The following is an 18105-nucleotide window of genomic DNA, read 5'->3' on the forward strand; positions in this document are numbered from 1 at the left end:
CTGGCTGCCGCCGCGCATCTGGAGAGAGACATGATCAAGCTGTTCCTGCTTTGTATCGCACTGCTGGTGGCCGGGCCCGCGCCGGCAGCATCGCCTGCTTTGGCGGCGTCGGGCACAGAGGCCGACTACCCGTTGCGTCCCATCCGGCTGATCGTCAATTCGTCGCCAGCGGGCCCCTTGGACATCGCCGCACGCGCCATTGCGCAGTACGCGGGCAAGCTGATGGGGCAGACCATCATTGTCGAGAACCGGCCGGGCGCATCCGGTAACGTCGGCGCGAAAGCGGTGGCCCATGCCGGGCCGGATGGCTACACGTTGCTGATGACGTTGGACACCCTCATGACCGTCAATCCCCATGTCTTCAAAGGTCCCGAAGCCGCATTCATCCCGTTGCTGGAGCCGCTTGGAATCGCGGGCAGCTTCGGCCTGGCGCTCGCCGTGCGAGCCGACCTGGGTATCGCGACGATGGAGCAATTCCTGCACTACGCCAAAACCAACGCGGTGACGTATTCGTCGGCCGGCTACGGCAGTCCCGGTAATCTGGCATTTGAAAAATTGAAGCTGGCGACTGGGGCGCAAGTCGCGCACGTGCCGTTCCGGGGCAGCGCCGGCGCCGTGAACGCCTTGTTGGGCAACCAGATCCAGGCGGGGTTTTTGGCCGCGTCCGCGCTGCGGCCCCACGTGCAGGCGGGCAAGATGCGGGCGCTGGCCGTATCGGCGCGCGAACCCGACCCCGACCTGCCGGGCGTGCCCGCGATGGCGCAGCTGGGCATCGAATCCTTGAAAGACTTCCACGCCGCATTCGCCTTCCTGATCATGGCGCCCCAGGGCCTGCCCCCGGCCATCGCGCGCAAATGGGACGACAGTCTGGCTGCCGTCTACGTCATGCCCGATTTCCTGCGCAGCATTTCCAGCCTGGGGCTGGGCGCGCCCTTGGGGGGTAGCGGCGAGGCGAAGCAGTGGGTAGCGACGCAGATCGAGAACTGGGCCGACGTCGTGAAGAGTGCGGGGATACACGGGCAGTAGCCCGGGGAATTTCGGTATGCATGCGCAGCGAGCATTCAGCAGCGTTCGCCGCGAACAGGTTTGGCGAGAAGTCTTCGCAAGCAGTTCCAGAAGAAAAAGAACGCGAAGTTGCCAACCCGTGGCGCCTCGTCTATGTTTCTGCGACCGTCACCCGCCCCATCCGACCTGCGCATGCCCACTCCCTACGCCGATCTTGCCCGCATCCTGTCCACTCCGGTCCGTCGCCCCGATGACCTGGATTCCCTGGAGCAGTTCTTCAACCGTCCCGAGGTGCGCGCGTTTTACGCGCAGTGCCAGGATCCGGCGCATACGGCGGCCAACCTCCAGGCGTGTGCTGCGTTGCTTCCCGATCTGCATCCCGGCCGTGCGTCGGCGCTGGCCTTGCTGTGCGGGTCGCTGGTCGAAGACGACGCAGACCCGGAACTTCTTTACGCCTGCCTGCAATCCCTGCTTCACGAATGGTTGCGCACCTTGCGACCCTATTGCGCGCAGGAAGTCGAAGCGGATGATGACGAAGTCGACGAAGCCGATCGCAAGGCATGGACCGATGCCCAGGAAAAGCTAGATGCCATGCCGGCGGAACAGCGTTGGGGCGTGGAGGCCTTGCAGCAGTCGGTGGACGTGCTGGTCCTGCCCATGATGGCCATGCTGATGCGCAGCCGCTGCAACCACCAGGCCTTGATTGCAGACGCCGATCTGATGGCGTTGCTTTACGCGATGGCGACCAGCAACGGCAGCCTTCCATTTGAACAGTTGCATTTTCTGTGGCTCGCCTCGCGCATCAGTTATGTGGATGAGCTGGTTGTGGTCCTGCCCACTTCGCGCACCGGCTTTGTGGCGCGGGCGCATGGGGTGAACAACACGTTCCACGCCTTCACGCTATTGCAGATCCTGATTGGCGAGCACGCTGGGGCGCTGAAAGTGCAACGTGAAATCGCAGCCCGCGAACCCGACATGGACCGCGACTCGGCCGACTTCCAGTGGTTGCAGGCGGGCGCGTTCGCGAATGGCGAGTTGACCCAGCCGATGTTGTGGGCATGGGGCGAGGCGGCGTTGCGCGACAACATGGCCAAGCACGGCAGGCCGGTGCTGATCGCGCTTGAGACCGAAGAAGGTACGAAGCGGAACTGGTCGGGCTTTAACGGCGCGATCCATGACGCGCAAGCGCCCTCGATGACGTTCACGCGCTATTTGACTGAGGAAGAGGTCACGTCCTATCTGGCGTGAACGAAGTTCTTTTATTACCACGGCGCGCCGAGCCCGACCGCATCGACGCCAACGCCTTTTGTGGAAGCAGACCCGTAGGATCGCGTCTACGGGCCCGAGCGTCATCGACTGCGCGTGCGCAATTACCACTTGCCGGTACTCTGCGATTGCATCGGCGGCACGGCATTGGCGGGGCGGACGGTATCCACATACTTCTTATAGCTGGCGATGTATTCCGGGCTGTTGATATCCGGAGTGTTGTCGCTATTCCAGTTCTTTTCGACGCCGGATTGACGCCACGCGGCCAGGTCGCGCATGACATCGTCGCGGCTGAGGGCGACGTTGGGCTCGGGTGTGGCGGTGGTGGGTGCGACGGCCTGCTGTGCGTGCACGGGGCCGGATAGCAGTGTGGCCGCTGCCAGGGCTGCCGGAGCTAATACACGAAAAAAATGAACGGTCTTCATGGTGAATCCTTAATGATGAGAACGATCCCTCCCTCCTGTGGCTTCGACCTCATCGTAGGGCCGCATGGGTGCCCACTACATACCCAAGATTGATTACGCCATCCCGGCAAGGCGGGATGGCTACCGGGGGGCGGCCCGGGCTGGCCCGGGACAGCACCGGGCTGGGCGGCTCGGCGGCCGCCCCTTACAGCAGCGAGGCCAGCCTGACCAGTTCCGCCTGCCGACTGCATTCCATCTTGTTCAGCAGCGACGCGACCTGTTTGCGTACCGTCAGCACAGACGACTGACGCAGCGTGGCCACTTCTTCGACGCTGTGGCCCGCGGCCAGGCCGGCCAGCACGCCGGCTTCCGCATGGGTGATGCCGAACACGGATTCCAGCTTGTCCACGTCAGGCATGGCGAAAGCGCTTTTGCGGCGTAGCCGCGTCAGCAGCAGTCGGCCGCCGATCAGGCTGAACGAGTCGGGCGCGGCGCTGATGTCCAACCATTGAAATTCGCCCCAGCCGGTGGTTGTTACCAGCGAGCGCGTCTGCCCGTCCCGGAAGGTGGCGGCGCAATAGGCGTCGAACAGGCGTTGGTTCTTGGGATCGGCGTGGCGCAGCCTGCCGCCTTGCAGCAACCAGCCGCGCGCCTCGGTCAGATACTGCCGGGCCAGCGTCGACATCTTGTTGACCATGCAATCCTGGTTGATCAGGATGACCGCTTCGTTGACTTCCGAAAACGCGCTTTCCACGGATTTCCAGCCGATGGCCTGGGCCTTTTCGCGCTGTGCCAACTGGCTTTGCAGCGTGCGGAAGTACTTGCCGAAGTTTCCGGCACGCAAGCGGTCGCTGGCCTTGGGGTCGATCGTGGAACGCTGGAAGCCGATGGTTGCATGCAGCACGGTGTTGGATTCGACGATCAGGGAGAGAATCTGCGCCATGCGATGCTTCAGCATGAAATCGGCGTAGAACTCGGTGCGTTGCAACTGGCTAGGGCTGTACATCCGGGCGGTGTCCAGCCAGGTGCCGGCCGGGGCAGTGCGCGAGTCGCGCTCCAGCACGTCGTGGCGAAAGTAGTGCCCTTGGTAGTCGGCAAAGCACGCGTCCGAGAAGCCGATCGCCGACAGGTTGGAAAGCTGGTTGCGCGCGTCGAAGACGATCAGCGTGCCGCTGTCCGCGCCGACCAGGTCGCGCGCCGTGCGCAGGATGTCATGCCAGGGAGGATTCGGATCGGTCAGGTGATGCACCGCATCCATCGCGCGCGTAAAGACAAGCTGAGGCTCGACCATTGTGCGTCTCCAACGGGGCTGTATCGCGCAGGCGTTGCTGCGCGCCGCTACGGGTGCCGGTCCGTTGCTGCCATGTCACGGCGCAGCGGCGATGCGCTGGCAAGGAACCGGTTCGGCGGGCTGACGGCGTTGGAGAAAACGAGGCGGATGCCGCGGGCCCGAGCGGAAATTATGCGCGCGAATTTGCGATCAGTGCGCAAAATAGCCACGCTTGAAGCAAGACGCTGGCACGCGGTCGAGCGATCTGATGCAAGCGCACCAGAGCAATTCAATCAGCGCTGCCAGAGCCCATGGCGGCCGCACGCGCCGCGTGGCGCTGATTCAGCGCGATTCCTCCTCCGGCGGCAGGATCGCCGCGCGCCACAGATCCAGGAAGTGGCGTTTTTTCAGCGCGTCCAGATACACCAGCAGCCCGACCCCCAGCGCCATGGGGCGCACGCCCGCCTCGGCAATCACCGACGCGTTGACCGGGCGCATGCCCGACTGCCTGGCCAGCATGTCCTGCCCCCGGGGCGAGAGCAGGTAGTCCAGCAGCAGCGCGCCCAGGTCGCCGCGCGGGGCCTGCTTGGGAATGATGGCGGAGCGCGACAGCATCAGCGTGTAGTCCTGCGGGTAGATGATGGCCAGCCTGGCGCCCTGATCGATGCGGTGGCGCGTGTACGACTCCAGCAGGTTGTAGGCCAGCGTCACCTCGCCGCGTTCCAGCTTGTCCAGCGCATCCTCGGTGGACTCATGGGTCGTCACGCCGTTGCGCCCGAAGGCAGCCAGCAACGCGCCGGCCATGCTGTCCAGGCGCGTGTCCTGCGTGGCGGCCAGATAGCCGATACCGCTTCCCTGGACGTCGTAGGTCGAGATGCTGCCGGCCAGCGGACGGTCGGGCGCTTGCAGCAGCGACAGCAATTCGCGGCGTGTATGCGGCACGCGCGTGGCGTCCAGCTTGTCGGTGTTGTAGACCATGACGATGGGATCGGTGCCGATGCTGAAAACCTCATCGCGCCAGTTCGCCCAGGCGGGCAGGGCACGGGTCTGCGGCGAGACGTGTACTTGCGCGTAGCCGTCGTTGACAAGCTTGGTCTGCAAATCCATCGCGCTGCTGATGATGAGGTCCGGGCCGCGCCTGGCCTGCGGGTCTACACGCTTGCGATCCACCGTGTCCTGGTAGAGCTGCTGTGTGGACAGTTCGGTGTATTCCAGCCGGATGCCCGGATTCAATTGGCTGAAGTCTTCCAGCACGCCCTTGAACACCTGCACGCTGTTGGACGCGTGCAGGATCAGCACCTGCTTGCTGTCGGCCGGGCCGAGCGTCAGGCCGTCGCGGCTGACTTCGGCCGCGTGTGTGGCCGCCGCCATCATCAGGGCGGCCACGCCCAGCAGCCGGCTTGCCCAGGCGCGTGCGCTAGCCATCGTGACGCTCCATCGGCAGCTCGATGACCGCGCTCAGGCCGCCACCGACGCGATTGCTCAAACTGAGTTTTCCCTGATGGATGTCCACCACGCGCTTGATGATGGACAGGCCCAGGCCCGCGCCGGGCGTGCGCGGGTTGGGGCCGCGAGCGAAACGCTCGAAGGCGGTGTTGGCCAGCGCGGGTGGGATGCCCGGGCCCTGGTCGGCCACGGTGATGCGCCAGCCGCCTTCGTGCGCGTCCAGCGTGACGTCGATGTGGCCGTCCTCGCTGCCGCCGTGGCGCAGCGCATTGTCGATCAGGTTCTTGAAGGCTTCGCGCAGCATCAGGCTGTCGCCGGGCATGCGGGGCGGGGGGACCGTGTCCGCCTCGGGCAGGTGCAGTCGCACATCGGGGATGGGGTCGGCTTGCGGCACGGTGTCGTAGGTGGCCTGGCGCAGCAGCTCGGCCAGGTCGACGGGCTGGAATTGCTTGACGTTGCTGCGATGGATGACGCTGGCGTCGCTCAGAAGCTGGTTGACCAGCCGCGACAGCTTCTCGGCATTGCGCAGCACGGCGACAAGGCTGCGGCGCTGCTCGCCGGGATCGTCTTCGTCCAGCGCCACTTCCATCTGCGCGTGCAGGGCGGCAAGCGGCGTGCGCAACTGGTGCGCGGCTTCGGCGATGAACAGGCGCAGCGTGTCCAGGTTGTCGGACAGGCGCGCCATGAAACCGTCCAGCGATTGCACCAGCGTGTCCAGTTCCTCGGGCACGGGGGCGGCGATGGGGTGCAGATCCGAGGCGCTGCGGCTCGCCAGTTCGCGTTCTATGCGCTGGATGGGCGAGAGCGACCGTTGCAAGCCCCAGTACGCCAGCGCCAGTGCCGCGCCGGTAAAACCGATCAGCGCCAAGGTGCCTTGCCACAGGATGCTGTCGGCCAGCGCGTTGCGCGCCTCGCGTGTCTGCGCCACCTGGATCACGGCGGTTTCCGTGCTGCGCGGCCCGGCGATCTTGCGTTCCATCCAGGCAACGCGCACGGGCTCGCCCTGGTAGCGGGTGGTGTACAGCTGCGGCGTGTCGTTGGCCTGCGCGCGGTCAGGCGCGGCGGGCAGGTCTGCATAGCCGGAAATCAGTGATCCCGCCGTGGTGGCGACGCGATAGAACACGCGGTCGCGCGGCGCCTGTTCCAGCAGGGCCAGCGCCGCGTAAGGCATGTCCATCTGCCAGTCGCCCTGCACCAGTTGCAGGCTGTCGGCCATGGACAGCACCGAGGCGCGCAGCAGTTGGTCGTACGTGGTGTCGGCGGTCTGCTGCGCGTAGCCGCGCACCAGCAGGTACAGCGCCGCCAGGCCAATCGCGAACAGCGCCAGCAGCATCGTCAGCAGGCGGCGGCGGACGGAAATTCGACCCAGCTGCACGGTCAGTCCTGTGGCGTACCGGAAGACGTGCTGTCCGGCGGCGTGGTCGAAGTCAGCAGGTAGCCGGTGCCGCGCTGCGTTTCGATGCGCAGTGGGGAACCCTCCAGCTTGCGGCGCAGCCGGGCGATGTAGACCTCGATGGCATTGGGCGCGGCCTCGTCGTCGAACGCGAACAGCTTGTTGGCGATTTCCGTCTTGCTGACGGCGCGGTTCATGCCGGCCAGCAGGATTTCCAGCAGGCTGTATTCGCGCTTGGGCAGGTCGATGCGTTGCCCGGCCAAGGACACATGGCGCGCGGCGCTGTCGATGACCAGATCGCCAAAGCGTTGCACACCCGTGGCTTGCGCGATGGGGCGGCGCAGCAGGGCGCGGCAGCGCGCTTCCAGTTCGCGGAAGTCGAAGGGCTTGGCCAGGTAGTCGTCCGCGCCGGTATCCAGGGCGTGGACGCGGTCTTCGATGTCGATGCGGGCCGTCAGCGCCAGCACGGGCGTCTTGCTGCCGCGATCGCGCAGCCGGTGCAGGATGTCAAAGCCGGACATGCGGGGCAAACCAATATCCAGGATGACCAGATCGAAGGTTTCGTATTGCAGCACGCCGTCGGCGCTCAGGCCGTCGATCTGCAGATCCACGGCATGGCCGAGACGGCGCAACCGGCGGACGAGGGCGTCGGCCAGATCCTCGTCGTCTTCGATTACCAGGATGCGCATCGGCTGATTGTAGCTGTCCGGAACCGGCCGGATTCCGGCTCTGGACGCCGCGCCGGCCACGCATATCGGCCGCGGTGGATTTCAAAAAACGACAGGTTCCAGACAGCTTTTCTTCCTAGTCTTCGGCTCCTGCCTCCCTTGCTGGAGGCAGCGTCAAACATAACAACGACTAGTCGGAGATACCCCCTCATGCTTCTGACCCTGCTTGGCTTCGGCATGGTGATCACGTTCATGACGCTGATCATGACCAAGCGCCTGTCGCCGTTGGTCGCCCTCATCCTTGTCCCCATTATTTTTGCGCTGCTGGGCGGCTTTGGCGCCGGCATCGACAAGATGATGCTGGACGGTATCCGCAAGATCGCGCCCACGGGCGTGATGCTGATGTTCGCCATCCTGTACTTCGGAGTGATGATCGATGCGGGCCTGTTCGACCCCATCGTCGGCCGCATCTTGCGCGCCGTGAAGGGCGACCCCCTGAAAATCGTGCTGGGCACCACGGTGCTGGCGCTGGTGATTTCGCTGGATGGCGACGGCTCGACCACCTACATGATCGTGGTGGCCTCGATGCTGCCGCTGTATCGCCGCTTGAAGATGAACGCGCTGTCCATGACCTGCCTGGCGATGCTGGCCAGCGGCATCATGAACCTGACGCCGTGGGGCGGCCCGACGGCGCGCGCCGCCAGCGCCTTGCACGTGGACGCGGGCGATATCTTCATTCCGCTGGTGCCGGTGATGGGCGTGGCGATTGTGTCGCTGCTGATCCTGGCCTTCTTCCTGGGCTTGAAGGAACGCCGCCGGCTGGGCGTGCTGTCGTTGCCGGACGGTGCCTCGCTGCATGCGGGCTACGACGAAGACGGTCCCAAGAACCTGCCGGAGATCGAGGTCGATCACGATCTGCGCCGCCCCAAGCTGCTGTGGGTGAACGCCGGCCTGACGCTGGCGCTGATGGTCAGCCTGGTGATGGGCATCCTGCCCCTGCCGGTGCTGTTCATGATTGCATTCGCCATCGCGCTGATCATCAACTATCCGAACCTGGCCGAGCAGCGCCGGCGCGTTGCGCAGCACGCGGGCAATGTGCTGTCGGTGGTGTCGTTGATTTTCGCGGCGGGCATCTTCACCGGCATCCTGTCCGGCACCGGCATGGTGGAAGCTATGTCGCGCAGCCTGCTCGCGGTGATTCCGGACGCGATGGGGCCGTACCTGGCCGGCATCACGGCATTGGTGAGCCTGCCGTTCACGTTCTTCATGTCGAACGACGCGTTCTATTTCGGCGTGCTGCCGATCCTGAGCGAAGCTGCGCAAGGCTATGGCATTTCGGCCGTGGAAATGGCGCGCGCGTCCCTTATCGGCCAGCCGGTGCACTTGTTGAGCCCGCTGGTGCCGTCCACGTACTTGCTGGTGGGTTTGGCCGGCGTGGAGTTTGGCGATCACCAGCGCTATTCGCTCAAGTGGGCCACGCTGGTCTGCATGGTGATGCTGGTTGCCGCCCTGGCGTTCGGCCTGTTCCCGCTGGTGGGTTCGGTCGCTTGACCCGCGGCGCATGCCGCACGTTGAATAAGGAATAGTCATGGCTTTGCGTATTGCTTATGTCACCAGCGGAATGGGCCACACGGGCACCGCGATCTGCCAGGCGCTGCATCGCGCTGGCCACCGCGTGGTGGCGGGCTGCGGACCGCGTTCGTCGCGCCGCGATAGCTGGTTGAAAGAGCAGAAGTCCCTGGGATACGACTTCATTGCGTCCGAGGGCGACGCCACGGATTGGGCCTCGACCGAGGCGGCGTTTGCCAAGGTGCGGCGCGAAGTGGGCGACATCGACGTGCTGGTCAACAACGCCGGGTCGATGCTGGACATGCGGTTTCGGCAGATGAGCTACGCCGACTGGTCGGCGGTGCTGCGCAGCAACCTGGACACGCTGTTCAACAGCACCAAGCAGGTGGTCGACGGCATGGCCGACCGAGGCTGGGGACGCGTCATCAATATCGGTTCGGTTGCCGCTGAAAAAGGGCAGATCGGCCAGATCAACTACGCCACGGCCAAGGGCGCGGTGATTGGCTTTACGCGGTCGCTGGCGCAGGAAGTGGCGGCGCGCGGCGTGACGGTGAACCTGGTGTCGCCCGGCTTTATTGCCGATGACACGGTCAAGGCGTTTCCGCCGGCATTGTTGGACCGCATCGTCGAAAGCGTGCCGGTCGGACGCTTGGGCACCGCGCAGGACCTGGCCGGGCTCTGCGCCTGGCTGGCGTCGGACGAGGCTGCCTTCGTGACGGGCGCCAACTACGCCATCAACGGCGGCGTCTACATGAGCTGAGTCGCCGGGCCCTGTGCAAAAATGCTGCCCTTCGGCATCTCAAACGGAGCAGTTCATGCAGCGTAAGTGGTTGGCAGTGGCGGCAGTGGTTGCGGTGGCGGGGCTTGCCGGCTGCGACAAGAAAAGCGAATACCCCGAAGGCATTCGTCTCGTGACCTACAGCTCGTGCGTGGAAGGCTTCAAGAAGAGCGCCGGCGCGCGGCCCGACGTGGATGCGCGCTCGGCGGCATATTGCCGCTGCGTGCTCGACGGTTTGCAAAAGTCGGTGCCGCTCAAGGACTACACCGCTTATGACCGCATGCTGGTCGTCAATGAAAAAAGCGCGGAACGCGACCGGATCGAACCCATGGTCAATGCCGTCGTCAATATGTGCGTGCAAGAGCAGTTGCAGAAGTAATTCCTGCTCTGCACGGCGGGCGGCCGCGCTGGCGGCCTATCGGCCCAGCTTCATCGATACGTCGGTATGGGTGCCCCGGTCCAGGTCGGAGCCCAGGGACTGATCCCAATCGGGCAGGTCCAATAGTTCACGGTTGACTTCACCGGCCTCGATGCGGCGGGCAATATCATCCAGCAGCAGTGTGCGGGTGGCAAAACCTTTGCCTTGCAGATCGCGCGCGTGAAGGCGGTAGGTCAGGTTGGGCTCCTCGCCCTTCATGACGCCCAGATCAAGAATGCGACCCTGTTCGTTGCGCATCAGCAAATGCCCGGGGCGTGCATAGATGCGGTAGATGCGCCACGGCGACGAGATCGCGGCATGGTCGCGGGCAGTTTCGCGCTGGCCATCGCGTTTTGGGGGGCCGGCGTTGGGCCGGGGCGCGGACGGAAGCAGTTTGACGCAGGCGTTGGCGAGTCTTGCGATGGACTTTCTGATGGCGCTCACGCGGCGTCTGCGATTCGCGCGGGCGCGCGAAGTGAATGCAGCGCGGGGCTGCACGCAGATATTGCAGCAAAAGAAACGATACGCGCGGTGCGCGGGCAACGATGACGCATGGCCATACTCCTGTATGGCGATACGGCGAGGCGACGCGCGTTTAAAGCACCATGGCGCGAGCATACGCGCTTTATCGGTTACGCGTATTTGCGCATGTGCCCGGTTACGCAATCAGGGCGCGCGGAAACGTGCTTAACGCTTCGCATCATTTTGTCTTTAATCGACCGTTATTCGGCCGCCCCGACATGAATACAGTAATTGGAAACGCTAATTGACTTTGATCACCGCTGCACCCATAGTGGGATTGAAGCTTTTCGAGCATCGTGATTTTCGTCCGGTCTTGCGGCCTTCGTGGCGCTACATTGTTCGCGGTCCTTTCCTTGATAGGCTCATCTTCGCGGGCGCTGCCCGCATTTAAAGGAATGAGATTATGGAAACCGGAATCGTGAAGTGGTTCAACGATGCAAAGGGCTTTGGATTCATCATGCCCGAGAACGGCGGCAAGGATTTATTCGCGCACTTTTCGGAAATCGTCAGCGACGGTCATAAAGTGCTGGTCGAAAATCAACGCGTCAGCTACGTGACCGCTCAGGGCGCCAAAGGCCCCCACGCCACGCAAATTCGCGCGTTGTAAATAAAGGCCCTCTGGGCCTTTTTTTCAAACAGGAGGCTACATGCTTCACAATAATATGGTTTACAAGGGCTACCGGCTGACCGCCAGCGTTTCCCGTGTTTCCGTCGGCGGCACCGGCCGCCCCGCTTTCACCGCGACCGTGGCCGTTGAATTGGCTGCCGACCGCGATCAACTCAATGAACACCATGCCGTGCCCTTGTTCGAATCGGGCGGGTTTGTATCCAGCCCCGGCATGGCGGTGGATGCCGCGATCAATCATGGACGGCTTGTGGTGGATTCCCATGCCCGGCCTTCCTGATCCCGCGCAGCGCCGTGCTGTCCAGCTTACCGGCCGCCCCAGATAGGGCGGCCTTTTTGTGGGCGCGAGCAACGATCAGGTCACGGATCAAGACACAAACGGAATAAAAACGGACCGATCCGCCACATCGGCGCACACCTTGCCGCCTGTACACTCGGATCACCGAAAAGGCACAGGGGATGCTTGATGGCCGGCAGCAGTTTCTTCGCATTGTTCGATGACATCGCCACCATTCTGGATGACGTGTCCGTGATGACCAAAGTGGCGGCCAAGAAGACCGCCGGGGTGCTGGGCGACGACCTGGCGCTAAACGCGCAGCAGGTCTCGGGCGTGCCGGTCAACCGGGAACTGCCCGTCGTGTGGGCGGTGGCCAAGGGTTCTTTCATCAACAAGCTGATCCTGGTGCCGTCAGCGCTGTTGATCAGCGCGTTCGTTCCTTGGCTGGTGACGCCGCTGCTGATGCTGGGCGGCGCATTCCTGTGCTTCGAGGGTGTGGAAAAGCTGGCCCACAAGTTCCTGCCGCATGAAGAGGCCGACGGCGACAAGCACGCCGCGCGCGCGCATGCGCTACAGGACGCGTCGGTGGACATGGTCGCGTTCGAGCGCGACAAGATCAAGGGCGCCGTGCGTACCGACTTCATCCTGTCCGCCGAAATCATCGTCATCAGTCTTGGAGCGGTGGCGGGCGCCGACTTCACGCGTCAGGTGGCGGTCCTGTCGATCATCGCCATCGCAATGACGATAGGCGTCTATGGCCTGGTGGCCGGCATCGTCAAGCTGGACGACCTGGGCTTGCACCTGAGCAAGAAGCGTACGCAAGCGGTGGCCGGGCTGGGCCGGGGCATCGTCGCCGCCGCGCCTTATCTGATGAAAACCCTGTCAGTGGTGGGCACCGCCGCGATGTTCATGGTGGGCGGCGCCATTCTCACGCACGGCATCCCGCCCGTATATGCCGCCGTCGAGCATGCCGCTGCCGCTGTCGGCGGTGGCGCGCTCATGCAGGCGCTGACGTCCACCGTGCTCAACGCCTTGTTCGGCGTGGTCGCCGGCGCCGTGGTCCTGGGCGTGGTGGCGGGCGTCAAGCGCATTTTCAAGAAGGGCTGAAGCGGCTCGGATTGCCTGGGTTGGCGCAGATTCGCGCCAGCCTAGGGAATCCCCTGCCTTGCTGCACTGATTTTCATACGCCTAAAATTGGCGCCAATTTATGTGATCATTATCGTCGATCATTGGCAGCCACCATGCACCCGCCTTGCGGCCATGGAGATGAGGAAATCATGCAGTCCAACGCAGCTATCGCTCTGACCCCCGACGCCGCCTTGGCGCGGGCCATCTATGACCTGGGCCACAGCACGGTCTTCGCCGCGCGCACCGACCCGCGCTTTTCCTATTGCATGTACGTGCCGCCTCACATCGACACGTCTCGCCACCCCATGGAGCTGGTGGTGATCATGCACGGCACCGGCCGCGCCTTTGTGGAATACCGCGATGCGTTCGCGGAGTTCGCGCGCTGGAACGACTGCATCGTGCTGTGCCCGCTGTTCCCCGTGGGACCGCTGGGCGATGGCAACCGCGACGGCTTCAAGCAACTGCGTGAAGGCGACATCCGCTATGACGAGATCCTGCTCGACATGGTGGCCGAGGTCGGCGAGAAGTTCGGGCTGCGGTTCGACAAGTTCGGCCTGTTCGGCTATTCCGGCGGCGGCCAGTTCGTGAACCGCTTTGCCTACCTGCACCCCGAACGCCTGTGGGCGGTATCGATCGGCGCGCCGGGCTCGGTCACGCTGCTGGATCCCAGCCAGGACTGGTGGGTAGGCGTGCGCGATGCAGAGACGCGCTTCGGCAAGGGCGTGGATATTGAAGCGCTCAAGCAGGTGGCGGTGCACATGATCGTGGGCAAGGCAGACCTGGAAACCTGGGAAATCACGCACCGCGAAGGCGGCAAGTTCTTCATGGCCGGGGCCAATGACGCCGGCAAGACGCGTCCCGAGCGGCTGGAGTCGCTGCGCCGTTCATTTGAAGCCGCCGGCGTGAACGCCGTGCTGGATTTGGTGGATAACGTGCCGCACGACGGTCTGAAATGCGTGGGCCGGGTGCAGGACTTCCTGGCGCGCGCGCTGCGCAAGCTGCGCCATGAAGAAAACTGACACGGGCGATGCCGGCCGCAAGGCCGGCGCGTGCCATCGCGTCCAGGAATAGGAGAGGGCCATGCTGCGTTTCGCGCTATCCCGAATTGTCATGGCCGTGCCGACACTGTTGATCGTGGCGGTGGCGGTATTCGTGATGATCCGGCTGATTCCGGGCGATCCCGCCCAACTGCTGCTGGGCGACCTGGCCACGCCGGCCGCGCTGGCGGACCTGCGGGCCCGGCTGGGGCTGGACCAGACATGGCTGACGCAGTTCGGCATCTGGTTCGGCAACATGCTGCATGGCGATCTGGGCGCGTCCATCAACACCGGGCAGCCCGTGCTGGCGCTGGTGTGGGATCGCTTCCTCATCAGCGGGCGCGTGGTGCTGGTGGCCGTGCTGTTCGCCGCGTTGGTGGCGGTGCCGGCCGGCATGATCGCCGCCTGGAAGCAAAACAAATGGCCCGACCTGTTCCTGGTGGGCTCGGCCACTTTGCTGGTTTCCATCCCCACGTTCTGGCTGGGCCTGCTGCTGTTGATCTTCTTCGGCCTGAAGCTGCAATGGCTGCCCGTGGTGGGCTATGTGTCGATCGGCGAAGACTGGAAGGCCGGCCTCTTGTACCTGGCCATGCCGATCCTGACGCTGATCCTGCACGAGATCGGTGTGCTGATGCGCATGGCGCGCGCCAGCACGCTGGAAGTGCTGCGGCTGGACTACATCACCCACGCGCGCGCCAAGGGCCTGTCGGAATCCGCCGTGCTGATGCGCCACGCTTTCCGTAATGCGTTCGGTCCGACCTGGACCTTGATCGGCCTGGTGCTGGGCAACCTGCTGGGCGGCATCGCCGTGGTGGAAACGGTGTTCACCATCCCCGGCCTGGGCCGCCTGCTGGTCGACTCCATCTTTGCCCGCGACTATCCCGTGATCCAGGGCTGCCTGCTGTTTGTGGGTGTGGTCTACGTGGTCGTCAACCTGTTGATCGATCTTTGCTATCCCATCTTCGACCCGAGAGTGACCGCCGAATGAAAAAGCGAATTCCAGCCAATGCGCTACTGGGCGGCCTGATTGTCGGGGCGATGATCGTCGCGGCGCTCATGGGCGCCTTCTGGACGCCGCACGACCCGCTCAAGATCAATTTCGTATCGCGGCTCAAACCGCCAGGCGGCGACTTCCTGCTGGGCACCGACGAATTCGGCCGCGACGAGCTGTCGCGCCTGCTGGCTGGCGCGTCCAGCAGCGTCTGGATCAGCCTGTTGACCGTCAGCTTCGCCATCATTGCGGGTACCGCCATCGGCACGTTGACCGGCTTCGTGCGCGGCTGGACCGACCGCATCATCATGGCATTCAACAACGCGTTACTGGCCTTTCCCGGCCTGTTGCTGGCGCTGGGCCTGTTGGCCGTGGTGGGCGCGAACAAGTACGGCATCATCCTGGCGCTGGGCCTGGCGTATACGCCCTCGGTAACGCGCATCGTGCGCGGAACGGTGCTGTCGCTGCGCGAAAAGGAGTTCATCGAATCGTCCCGCGTGCTGGGAAATTCCGAGCTTTACACCATGTTCCGGCACGTGCTGCCCAACTGCGTTGCGCCCTTGACCGTGCTGGCTACGTCGATGTTCGGCTGGGTGATCCTGGCCGAAAGCGCGCTGTCGTTCCTGGGGCTGGGCGTGCCCCCGCCCGCGCCCACCTGGGGCAACATGCTGGCGGCCGCGCGTCCGTTCATGGCGCAGGCGTCCTACCTTTCCATTCTTCCGGGCCTGGCCATCGCGCTGGCGCTGCTGGGCATCAACCTGTTGGGCGACGCGGTGCGAGACCGTCTCGACCCCCGCATGAGGGGCGTGCAATGAGCGCACTGGTATCCGTATCGAACCTGAGCCTGACCGTGGGCCTGGGCGGCCGCGAGATCGTCAGCGGCGTGTCGTTCGAGGTCGCGCCGGGCGAGATGGTCGGCATCGTCGGCGAGTCCGGCAGCGGCAAGACCCAGGCCGCGCGCGCCATCATGGGCCTGACGCCCGCGCCGTTGGTGGTTGCGGGCGGTGCGATCCTGTTCGAAGGCGTGGACGTGACCCGGGCAGACCCGGCAGTGTTGCGCAAGCTGCGCGGCGCGCGTATCGGCATGGTGTTCCAGGAACCCATGACGTCGCTCAATCCCTCCATGCCGATTGGCCGCCAGTTGGACGAAGGCTTGAAACTGCATCGCCGTTCGCTGTCTACGGCGGCGCGGCGTGAGCGCATCCTGGAGATGCTGCGCCGCGTGGGCATCAGCGACCCGAAAGCGGCGATGGACGCCTGGCCGCATGAGTTTTCGGGCGGCATGCGACAACGCATGATGCTGGCCTCGGTGATGTTGCTGGAACCGGCGCTGTTGATCGCCGACGAGCCCACCACCGCGCTGGACGCCGTCGTGCAGCGCGACGTGCTGGAGCTGATGGTGGACCTGACGCGCGAACACAATACGGCGGTGCTGATGATCAGCCACGACCTGCCGATGGTGGCCCGCTACACCGAGCGCATGGTCGTCATGCAGCATGGCAAGGTGCTGGAAGCCGGCACGACCGCGGGCATCCTGGAACGGCCGCAGCATCCCTACACGCGCAAGCTGCTGGAGGCCATGCCGCGCCGTCTGCCGGCCCGCAAGCTGACGCAGGATGCACCCATCGTGGAAGTCAGGAATCTGGTGGTGGACTACGCCGGCCATCAGCGCCTGTTCTCGCGCACGGGCGCCAAGCGCGCGTTGAATGGCATCGACCTGCACGTCAGGCCGCGCGAGGTGGTGGCTGTGGTCGGCGGTTCGGGGTCTGGCAAGACCACGCTGGGCCGCGCCATCGCCGGCTTGCTTGCGCCCACGTCCGGTCAGCTTCTGTTTCGCAACCAGCCCGTGGATCGCCGCTCGGCGGCCTGGCGCGACTACCGCCTGAACTGCCAGATGGTGTTCCAGGACCCGTATTCGTCGCTGGATCCGCGCATGACCATCGGCCAACTGGTGGGCGAGGGCCTGCGCATGGTCAATGACCTGTCCGCCGTGGACAAGCGGCGCCGCGTGGACGAAGTGCTGGCCGAGGTGGGACTGGGGTCCGAATATGCCAAGCGCTATCCGCACGAGATGTCGGGCGGGCAGCGCCAGCGGGTGGCCATTGCGCGCGCCATCGTGCGACGGCCGGCGTTCGTGATTGCCGACGAACCGGTATCGGCGCTGGACGTGACGGTGCGCGCGCAGGTGTTGGACCTGTTCGCCGATCTTCAGGAACGCCACGGCTTTTCGTGCCTGTTCATCAGCCACGATCTGGGCGTGGTGGAGCAGGTGGCCGACCGCGTGGTGGTCATGCGCAACGGCGGCATTGTCGAGCAAGGCACGCGCGATGCGGTGTTCGACCGGCCGCAGGAGGACTACACCCGCAGCCTGCTACAGGCCATTCCCGCCCTGGAGTCCACCGAAAGCGGGGGCGTGCGCTTGCGTTGGCGGCTGGACGGGCAGGAACCCATGCGCGCGATTGCATGATGTGGCCTGACGGCGGGCGGGGAACTCCCCGCTTTCCCCGCAAGAACTTACGCCTAAAATACGCGCTTTGGAATTCATAGACGGGAGTGGTCCATGCCGAAAACGGCAGCGACGCAACCCGGCCTGGTTGACCGTATCGCCCATGATATTCAGGCGGGCGTGTATGGTCCCGGCGCCTGGTTGAAACAGATCGACCTGCAAGAGCGCTACGACGCCAAGCGTCTGGACGTGCGCCGGGCGCTGGATCAATTGGCCGCCAAGCGGCTGATCGCGCACATCCCGAATCGCGGCTATCACGTCTACGCGATGGACCCGGACGTGCATCATCAGATCCGCGACATCCGCATCCTGCTGGAATCGGGCGCGGCCGCCGACCTGATGCCCAACGTCACGCCCGCCAAGGTGCGTGCGCTGCGCGCGCTGGCGGAACGCTTCGCCAAGCTGCTGCAAGACGGCACCTTGCTGGAACAGTACGAAGTCAACCTGGCGTTTCATGCGGCCATGTACGACATGTGCAGCAACCGCGAACTGGCCACTTTGATCCAGGACACGCGCGCGCGTGGCCCCGCCGCGCCGGCCAAGGAATGGGTGACCCGCTCGCGCATCGAGATCTCGGCGCGCGAGCACTTCGACATGGTCGAAGCCCTGGAAGCGCGCGACGTGAAGCGCTTGCAGAAGATCATCACGCAGCACGTCGGGCAGGATATTTCGTAAACCGGCCTACCGGATTTCTCTATCGCCTGCGACGCATATCGCGGCGGCCTCTTTCTTAATGAGGCCGCCGCTTTTTTTTGCGGTGTGCTTCAGGGATACCCCGTATGGCGGCAGATGCCAGAGTCTC

Annotated in this window: 19 protein-coding genes; 13 read left to right on the plus strand and 6 right to left on the minus strand. The window is 64.5% G+C overall.

What is annotated here, in order from left to right:
- The first annotated feature begins 30 nt into the window (after nt 1–30).
- Together API01S_RS09385 and API01S_RS09390 are read left to right on the plus strand one after the other, a co-directional pair.
- Nucleotides 31–1026 (plus strand): Bug family tripartite tricarboxylate transporter substrate binding protein, encoded by a 996-nt coding sequence (locus tag API01S_RS09385; RefSeq protein ID WP_061304258.1) that lies wholly within the window; start codon nt 31–33, stop codon nt 1024–1026.
- Between the two features lie 171 nt (nt 1027–1197).
- Nucleotides 1198–2253, plus strand: a complete 1056-nt coding sequence (locus API01S_RS09390; RefSeq protein ID WP_061304260.1) for a hypothetical protein — start codon at nt 1198–1200, stop codon at nt 2251–2253.
- A 122-nt stretch (nt 2254–2375) separates the two neighbouring features.
- Here API01S_RS09390 and API01S_RS09395 read toward each other — a convergent pair whose 3' ends face one another.
- From API01S_RS09395 to API01S_RS09415, 5 genes are all read right to left on the minus strand, one after another.
- Nucleotides 2376–2696 (minus strand): hypothetical protein, encoded by a 321-nt coding sequence (locus API01S_RS09395; protein ID WP_061304262.1) that lies wholly within the window; start codon nt 2694–2696, stop codon nt 2376–2378.
- Nucleotides 2697–2880: 184 nt separating this feature from the next.
- Nucleotides 2881–3966 carry a helix-turn-helix transcriptional regulator gene (locus API01S_RS09400; RefSeq protein WP_061304264.1) on the minus strand — a complete coding sequence of 362 codons (1086 nt, stop codon included), beginning with the start codon at nt 3964–3966 and terminating at the stop codon, nt 2881–2883.
- A 321-nt stretch (nt 3967–4287) separates the two neighbouring features.
- The gene (locus tag API01S_RS09405; protein ID WP_061304266.1) at nt 4288–5370 is read right to left on the minus strand and encodes an ABC transporter substrate-binding protein; all 1083 of its coding nucleotides are present in this window, start codon (nt 5368–5370) and stop codon (nt 4288–4290) included.
- A complete protein-coding gene (locus API01S_RS09410; protein ID WP_084802405.1) occupies nt 5363–6766 on the minus strand; it encodes a sensor histidine kinase in 1404 nt (467 codons plus the stop codon). Before API01S_RS09410 ends, API01S_RS09405 begins: the two co-directional genes overlap by 8 nt.
- A 2-nt stretch (nt 6767–6768) precedes the next feature.
- Entirely contained in the window at nt 6769–7473 is a 705-nt protein-coding gene (locus API01S_RS09415) for a response regulator transcription factor (RefSeq protein WP_006217922.1), read from the minus strand.
- Between API01S_RS09415 and API01S_RS09420 the strand changes: the two genes are divergently transcribed.
- From API01S_RS09420 to API01S_RS09430, 3 genes are read left to right on the plus strand one after another with little or no spacing between them, the layout of a single operon-like run.
- Nucleotides 7399–9003: a CitMHS family transporter gene (locus API01S_RS09420; RefSeq protein ID WP_255221295.1), complete on the plus strand. Its 1605-nt coding sequence runs from the start codon at nt 7399–7401 to the stop codon at nt 9001–9003. The two genes, API01S_RS09415 and API01S_RS09420, sit on opposite strands and share 75 nt — an antisense overlap.
- A 37-nt stretch (nt 9004–9040) precedes the next feature.
- Entirely contained in the window at nt 9041–9781 is a 741-nt protein-coding gene (locus API01S_RS09425; RefSeq protein ID WP_006217924.1) for an SDR family oxidoreductase, read from the plus strand.
- 55 nt (nt 9782–9836) lie between these two features.
- A complete protein-coding gene (locus API01S_RS09430; RefSeq protein ID WP_006217925.1) occupies nt 9837–10178 on the plus strand; it encodes a hypothetical protein in 342 nt (113 codons plus the stop codon).
- A gap of 36 nt (nt 10179–10214) precedes the next feature.
- Here API01S_RS09430 and API01S_RS09435 read toward each other — a convergent pair whose 3' ends face one another.
- The gene (locus API01S_RS09435; protein ID WP_061304630.1) at nt 10215–10661 is read right to left on the minus strand and encodes a hypothetical protein; all 447 of its coding nucleotides are present in this window, start codon (nt 10659–10661) and stop codon (nt 10215–10217) included.
- Between the two features lie 481 nt (nt 10662–11142).
- On the opposite strand from API01S_RS09435, the gene API01S_RS09440 reads away from it, so the two are divergent.
- From API01S_RS09440 to API01S_RS09475, 8 genes are all read left to right on the plus strand, one after another.
- Nucleotides 11143–11346, plus strand: a complete 204-nt coding sequence (locus API01S_RS09440; RefSeq protein ID WP_006217928.1) for a cold-shock protein — start codon at nt 11143–11145, stop codon at nt 11344–11346.
- Between the two features lie 40 nt (nt 11347–11386).
- Entirely contained in the window at nt 11387–11644 is a 258-nt protein-coding gene (locus API01S_RS09445; protein WP_006217929.1) for a hypothetical protein, read from the plus strand.
- A gap of 186 nt (nt 11645–11830) precedes the next feature.
- Nucleotides 11831–12748 carry a DUF808 domain-containing protein gene (locus API01S_RS09450; RefSeq protein WP_061304268.1) on the plus strand — a complete coding sequence of 306 codons (918 nt, stop codon included), beginning with the start codon at nt 11831–11833 and terminating at the stop codon, nt 12746–12748.
- Between the two features lie 170 nt (nt 12749–12918).
- Nucleotides 12919–13788: an alpha/beta hydrolase family protein gene (locus tag API01S_RS09455; RefSeq protein ID WP_061304270.1), complete on the plus strand. Its 870-nt coding sequence runs from the start codon at nt 12919–12921 to the stop codon at nt 13786–13788.
- 61 nt (nt 13789–13849) lie between these two features.
- Nucleotides 13850–14794 carry an ABC transporter permease gene (locus API01S_RS09460; protein ID WP_061304272.1) on the plus strand — a complete coding sequence of 315 codons (945 nt, stop codon included), beginning with the start codon at nt 13850–13852 and terminating at the stop codon, nt 14792–14794.
- Nucleotides 14791–15612, plus strand: coding sequence for an ABC transporter permease (locus tag API01S_RS09465; RefSeq protein ID WP_006217933.1), 822 nt, complete (start codon nt 14791–14793; stop codon nt 15610–15612). The genes API01S_RS09460 and API01S_RS09465 overlap by 4 nt, the downstream gene beginning before the upstream one ends.
- A complete protein-coding gene (locus API01S_RS09470; RefSeq protein WP_061304274.1) occupies nt 15609–17264 on the plus strand; it encodes an ABC transporter ATP-binding protein in 1656 nt (551 codons plus the stop codon). Before API01S_RS09465 ends, API01S_RS09470 begins: the two co-directional genes overlap by 4 nt.
- Nucleotides 17265–17357: 93 nt before the next feature.
- Nucleotides 17358–17978: a GntR family transcriptional regulator gene (locus tag API01S_RS09475; protein WP_006217935.1), complete on the plus strand. Its 621-nt coding sequence runs from the start codon at nt 17358–17360 to the stop codon at nt 17976–17978.
- Nucleotides 17979–18105: the final 127 nt, after the last annotated feature.

The organism is Achromobacter piechaudii NBRC 102461 (assembly GCF_001571245.1).
Lineage (GTDB): Bacteria > Pseudomonadota > Gammaproteobacteria > Burkholderiales > Burkholderiaceae_B > Achromobacter > Achromobacter piechaudii.

What these genes read in the sequence shown, in the direction of transcription:
- API01S_RS09460 (WP_061304272.1), top strand. Translation starts at nt 13,850, where the DNA reads ATGCTGCGTTTCGCGCTATCCCGAATTGTCATGGCCGTGCCGACACTG.
- API01S_RS09470 (WP_061304274.1), top strand. Translation starts at nt 15,609, where the DNA reads ATGAGCGCACTGGTATCCGTATCGAACCTGAGCCTGACCGTGGGCCTG.
- API01S_RS09430 (WP_006217925.1), top strand. Translation starts at nt 9,837, where the DNA reads ATGCAGCGTAAGTGGTTGGCAGTGGCGGCAGTGGTTGCGGTGGCGGGG.
- API01S_RS09445 (WP_006217929.1), top strand. Translation starts at nt 11,387, where the DNA reads ATGCTTCACAATAATATGGTTTACAAGGGCTACCGGCTGACCGCCAGC.
- API01S_RS09400 (WP_061304264.1), bottom strand. Translation starts at nt 3,966, where the DNA reads ATGGTCGAGCCTCAGCTTGTCTTTACGCGCGCGATGGATGCGGTGCAT.
- API01S_RS09465 (WP_006217933.1), top strand. Translation starts at nt 14,791, where the DNA reads ATGAAAAAGCGAATTCCAGCCAATGCGCTACTGGGCGGCCTGATTGTC.
- API01S_RS09395 (WP_061304262.1), bottom strand. Translation starts at nt 2,696, where the DNA reads ATGAAGACCGTTCATTTTTTTCGTGTATTAGCTCCGGCAGCCCTGGCA.
- API01S_RS09420 (WP_255221295.1), top strand. Translation starts at nt 7,399, where the DNA reads ATGGCCGAGACGGCGCAACCGGCGGACGAGGGCGTCGGCCAGATCCTC.
- API01S_RS09390 (WP_061304260.1), top strand. Translation starts at nt 1,198, where the DNA reads ATGCCCACTCCCTACGCCGATCTTGCCCGCATCCTGTCCACTCCGGTC.
- API01S_RS09425 (WP_006217924.1), top strand. Translation starts at nt 9,041, where the DNA reads ATGGCTTTGCGTATTGCTTATGTCACCAGCGGAATGGGCCACACGGGC.
- API01S_RS09405 (WP_061304266.1), bottom strand. Translation starts at nt 5,370, where the DNA reads ATGGCTAGCGCACGCGCCTGGGCAAGCCGGCTGCTGGGCGTGGCCGCC.
- API01S_RS09450 (WP_061304268.1), top strand. Translation starts at nt 11,831, where the DNA reads ATGGCCGGCAGCAGTTTCTTCGCATTGTTCGATGACATCGCCACCATT.
- API01S_RS09475 (WP_006217935.1), top strand. Translation starts at nt 17,358, where the DNA reads ATGCCGAAAACGGCAGCGACGCAACCCGGCCTGGTTGACCGTATCGCC.
- API01S_RS09385 (WP_061304258.1), top strand. Translation starts at nt 31, where the DNA reads ATGATCAAGCTGTTCCTGCTTTGTATCGCACTGCTGGTGGCCGGGCCC.
- API01S_RS09440 (WP_006217928.1), top strand. Translation starts at nt 11,143, where the DNA reads ATGGAAACCGGAATCGTGAAGTGGTTCAACGATGCAAAGGGCTTTGGA.
- API01S_RS09415 (WP_006217922.1), bottom strand. Translation starts at nt 7,473, where the DNA reads ATGCGCATCCTGGTAATCGAAGACGACGAGGATCTGGCCGACGCCCTC.
- API01S_RS09455 (WP_061304270.1), top strand. Translation starts at nt 12,919, where the DNA reads ATGCAGTCCAACGCAGCTATCGCTCTGACCCCCGACGCCGCCTTGGCG.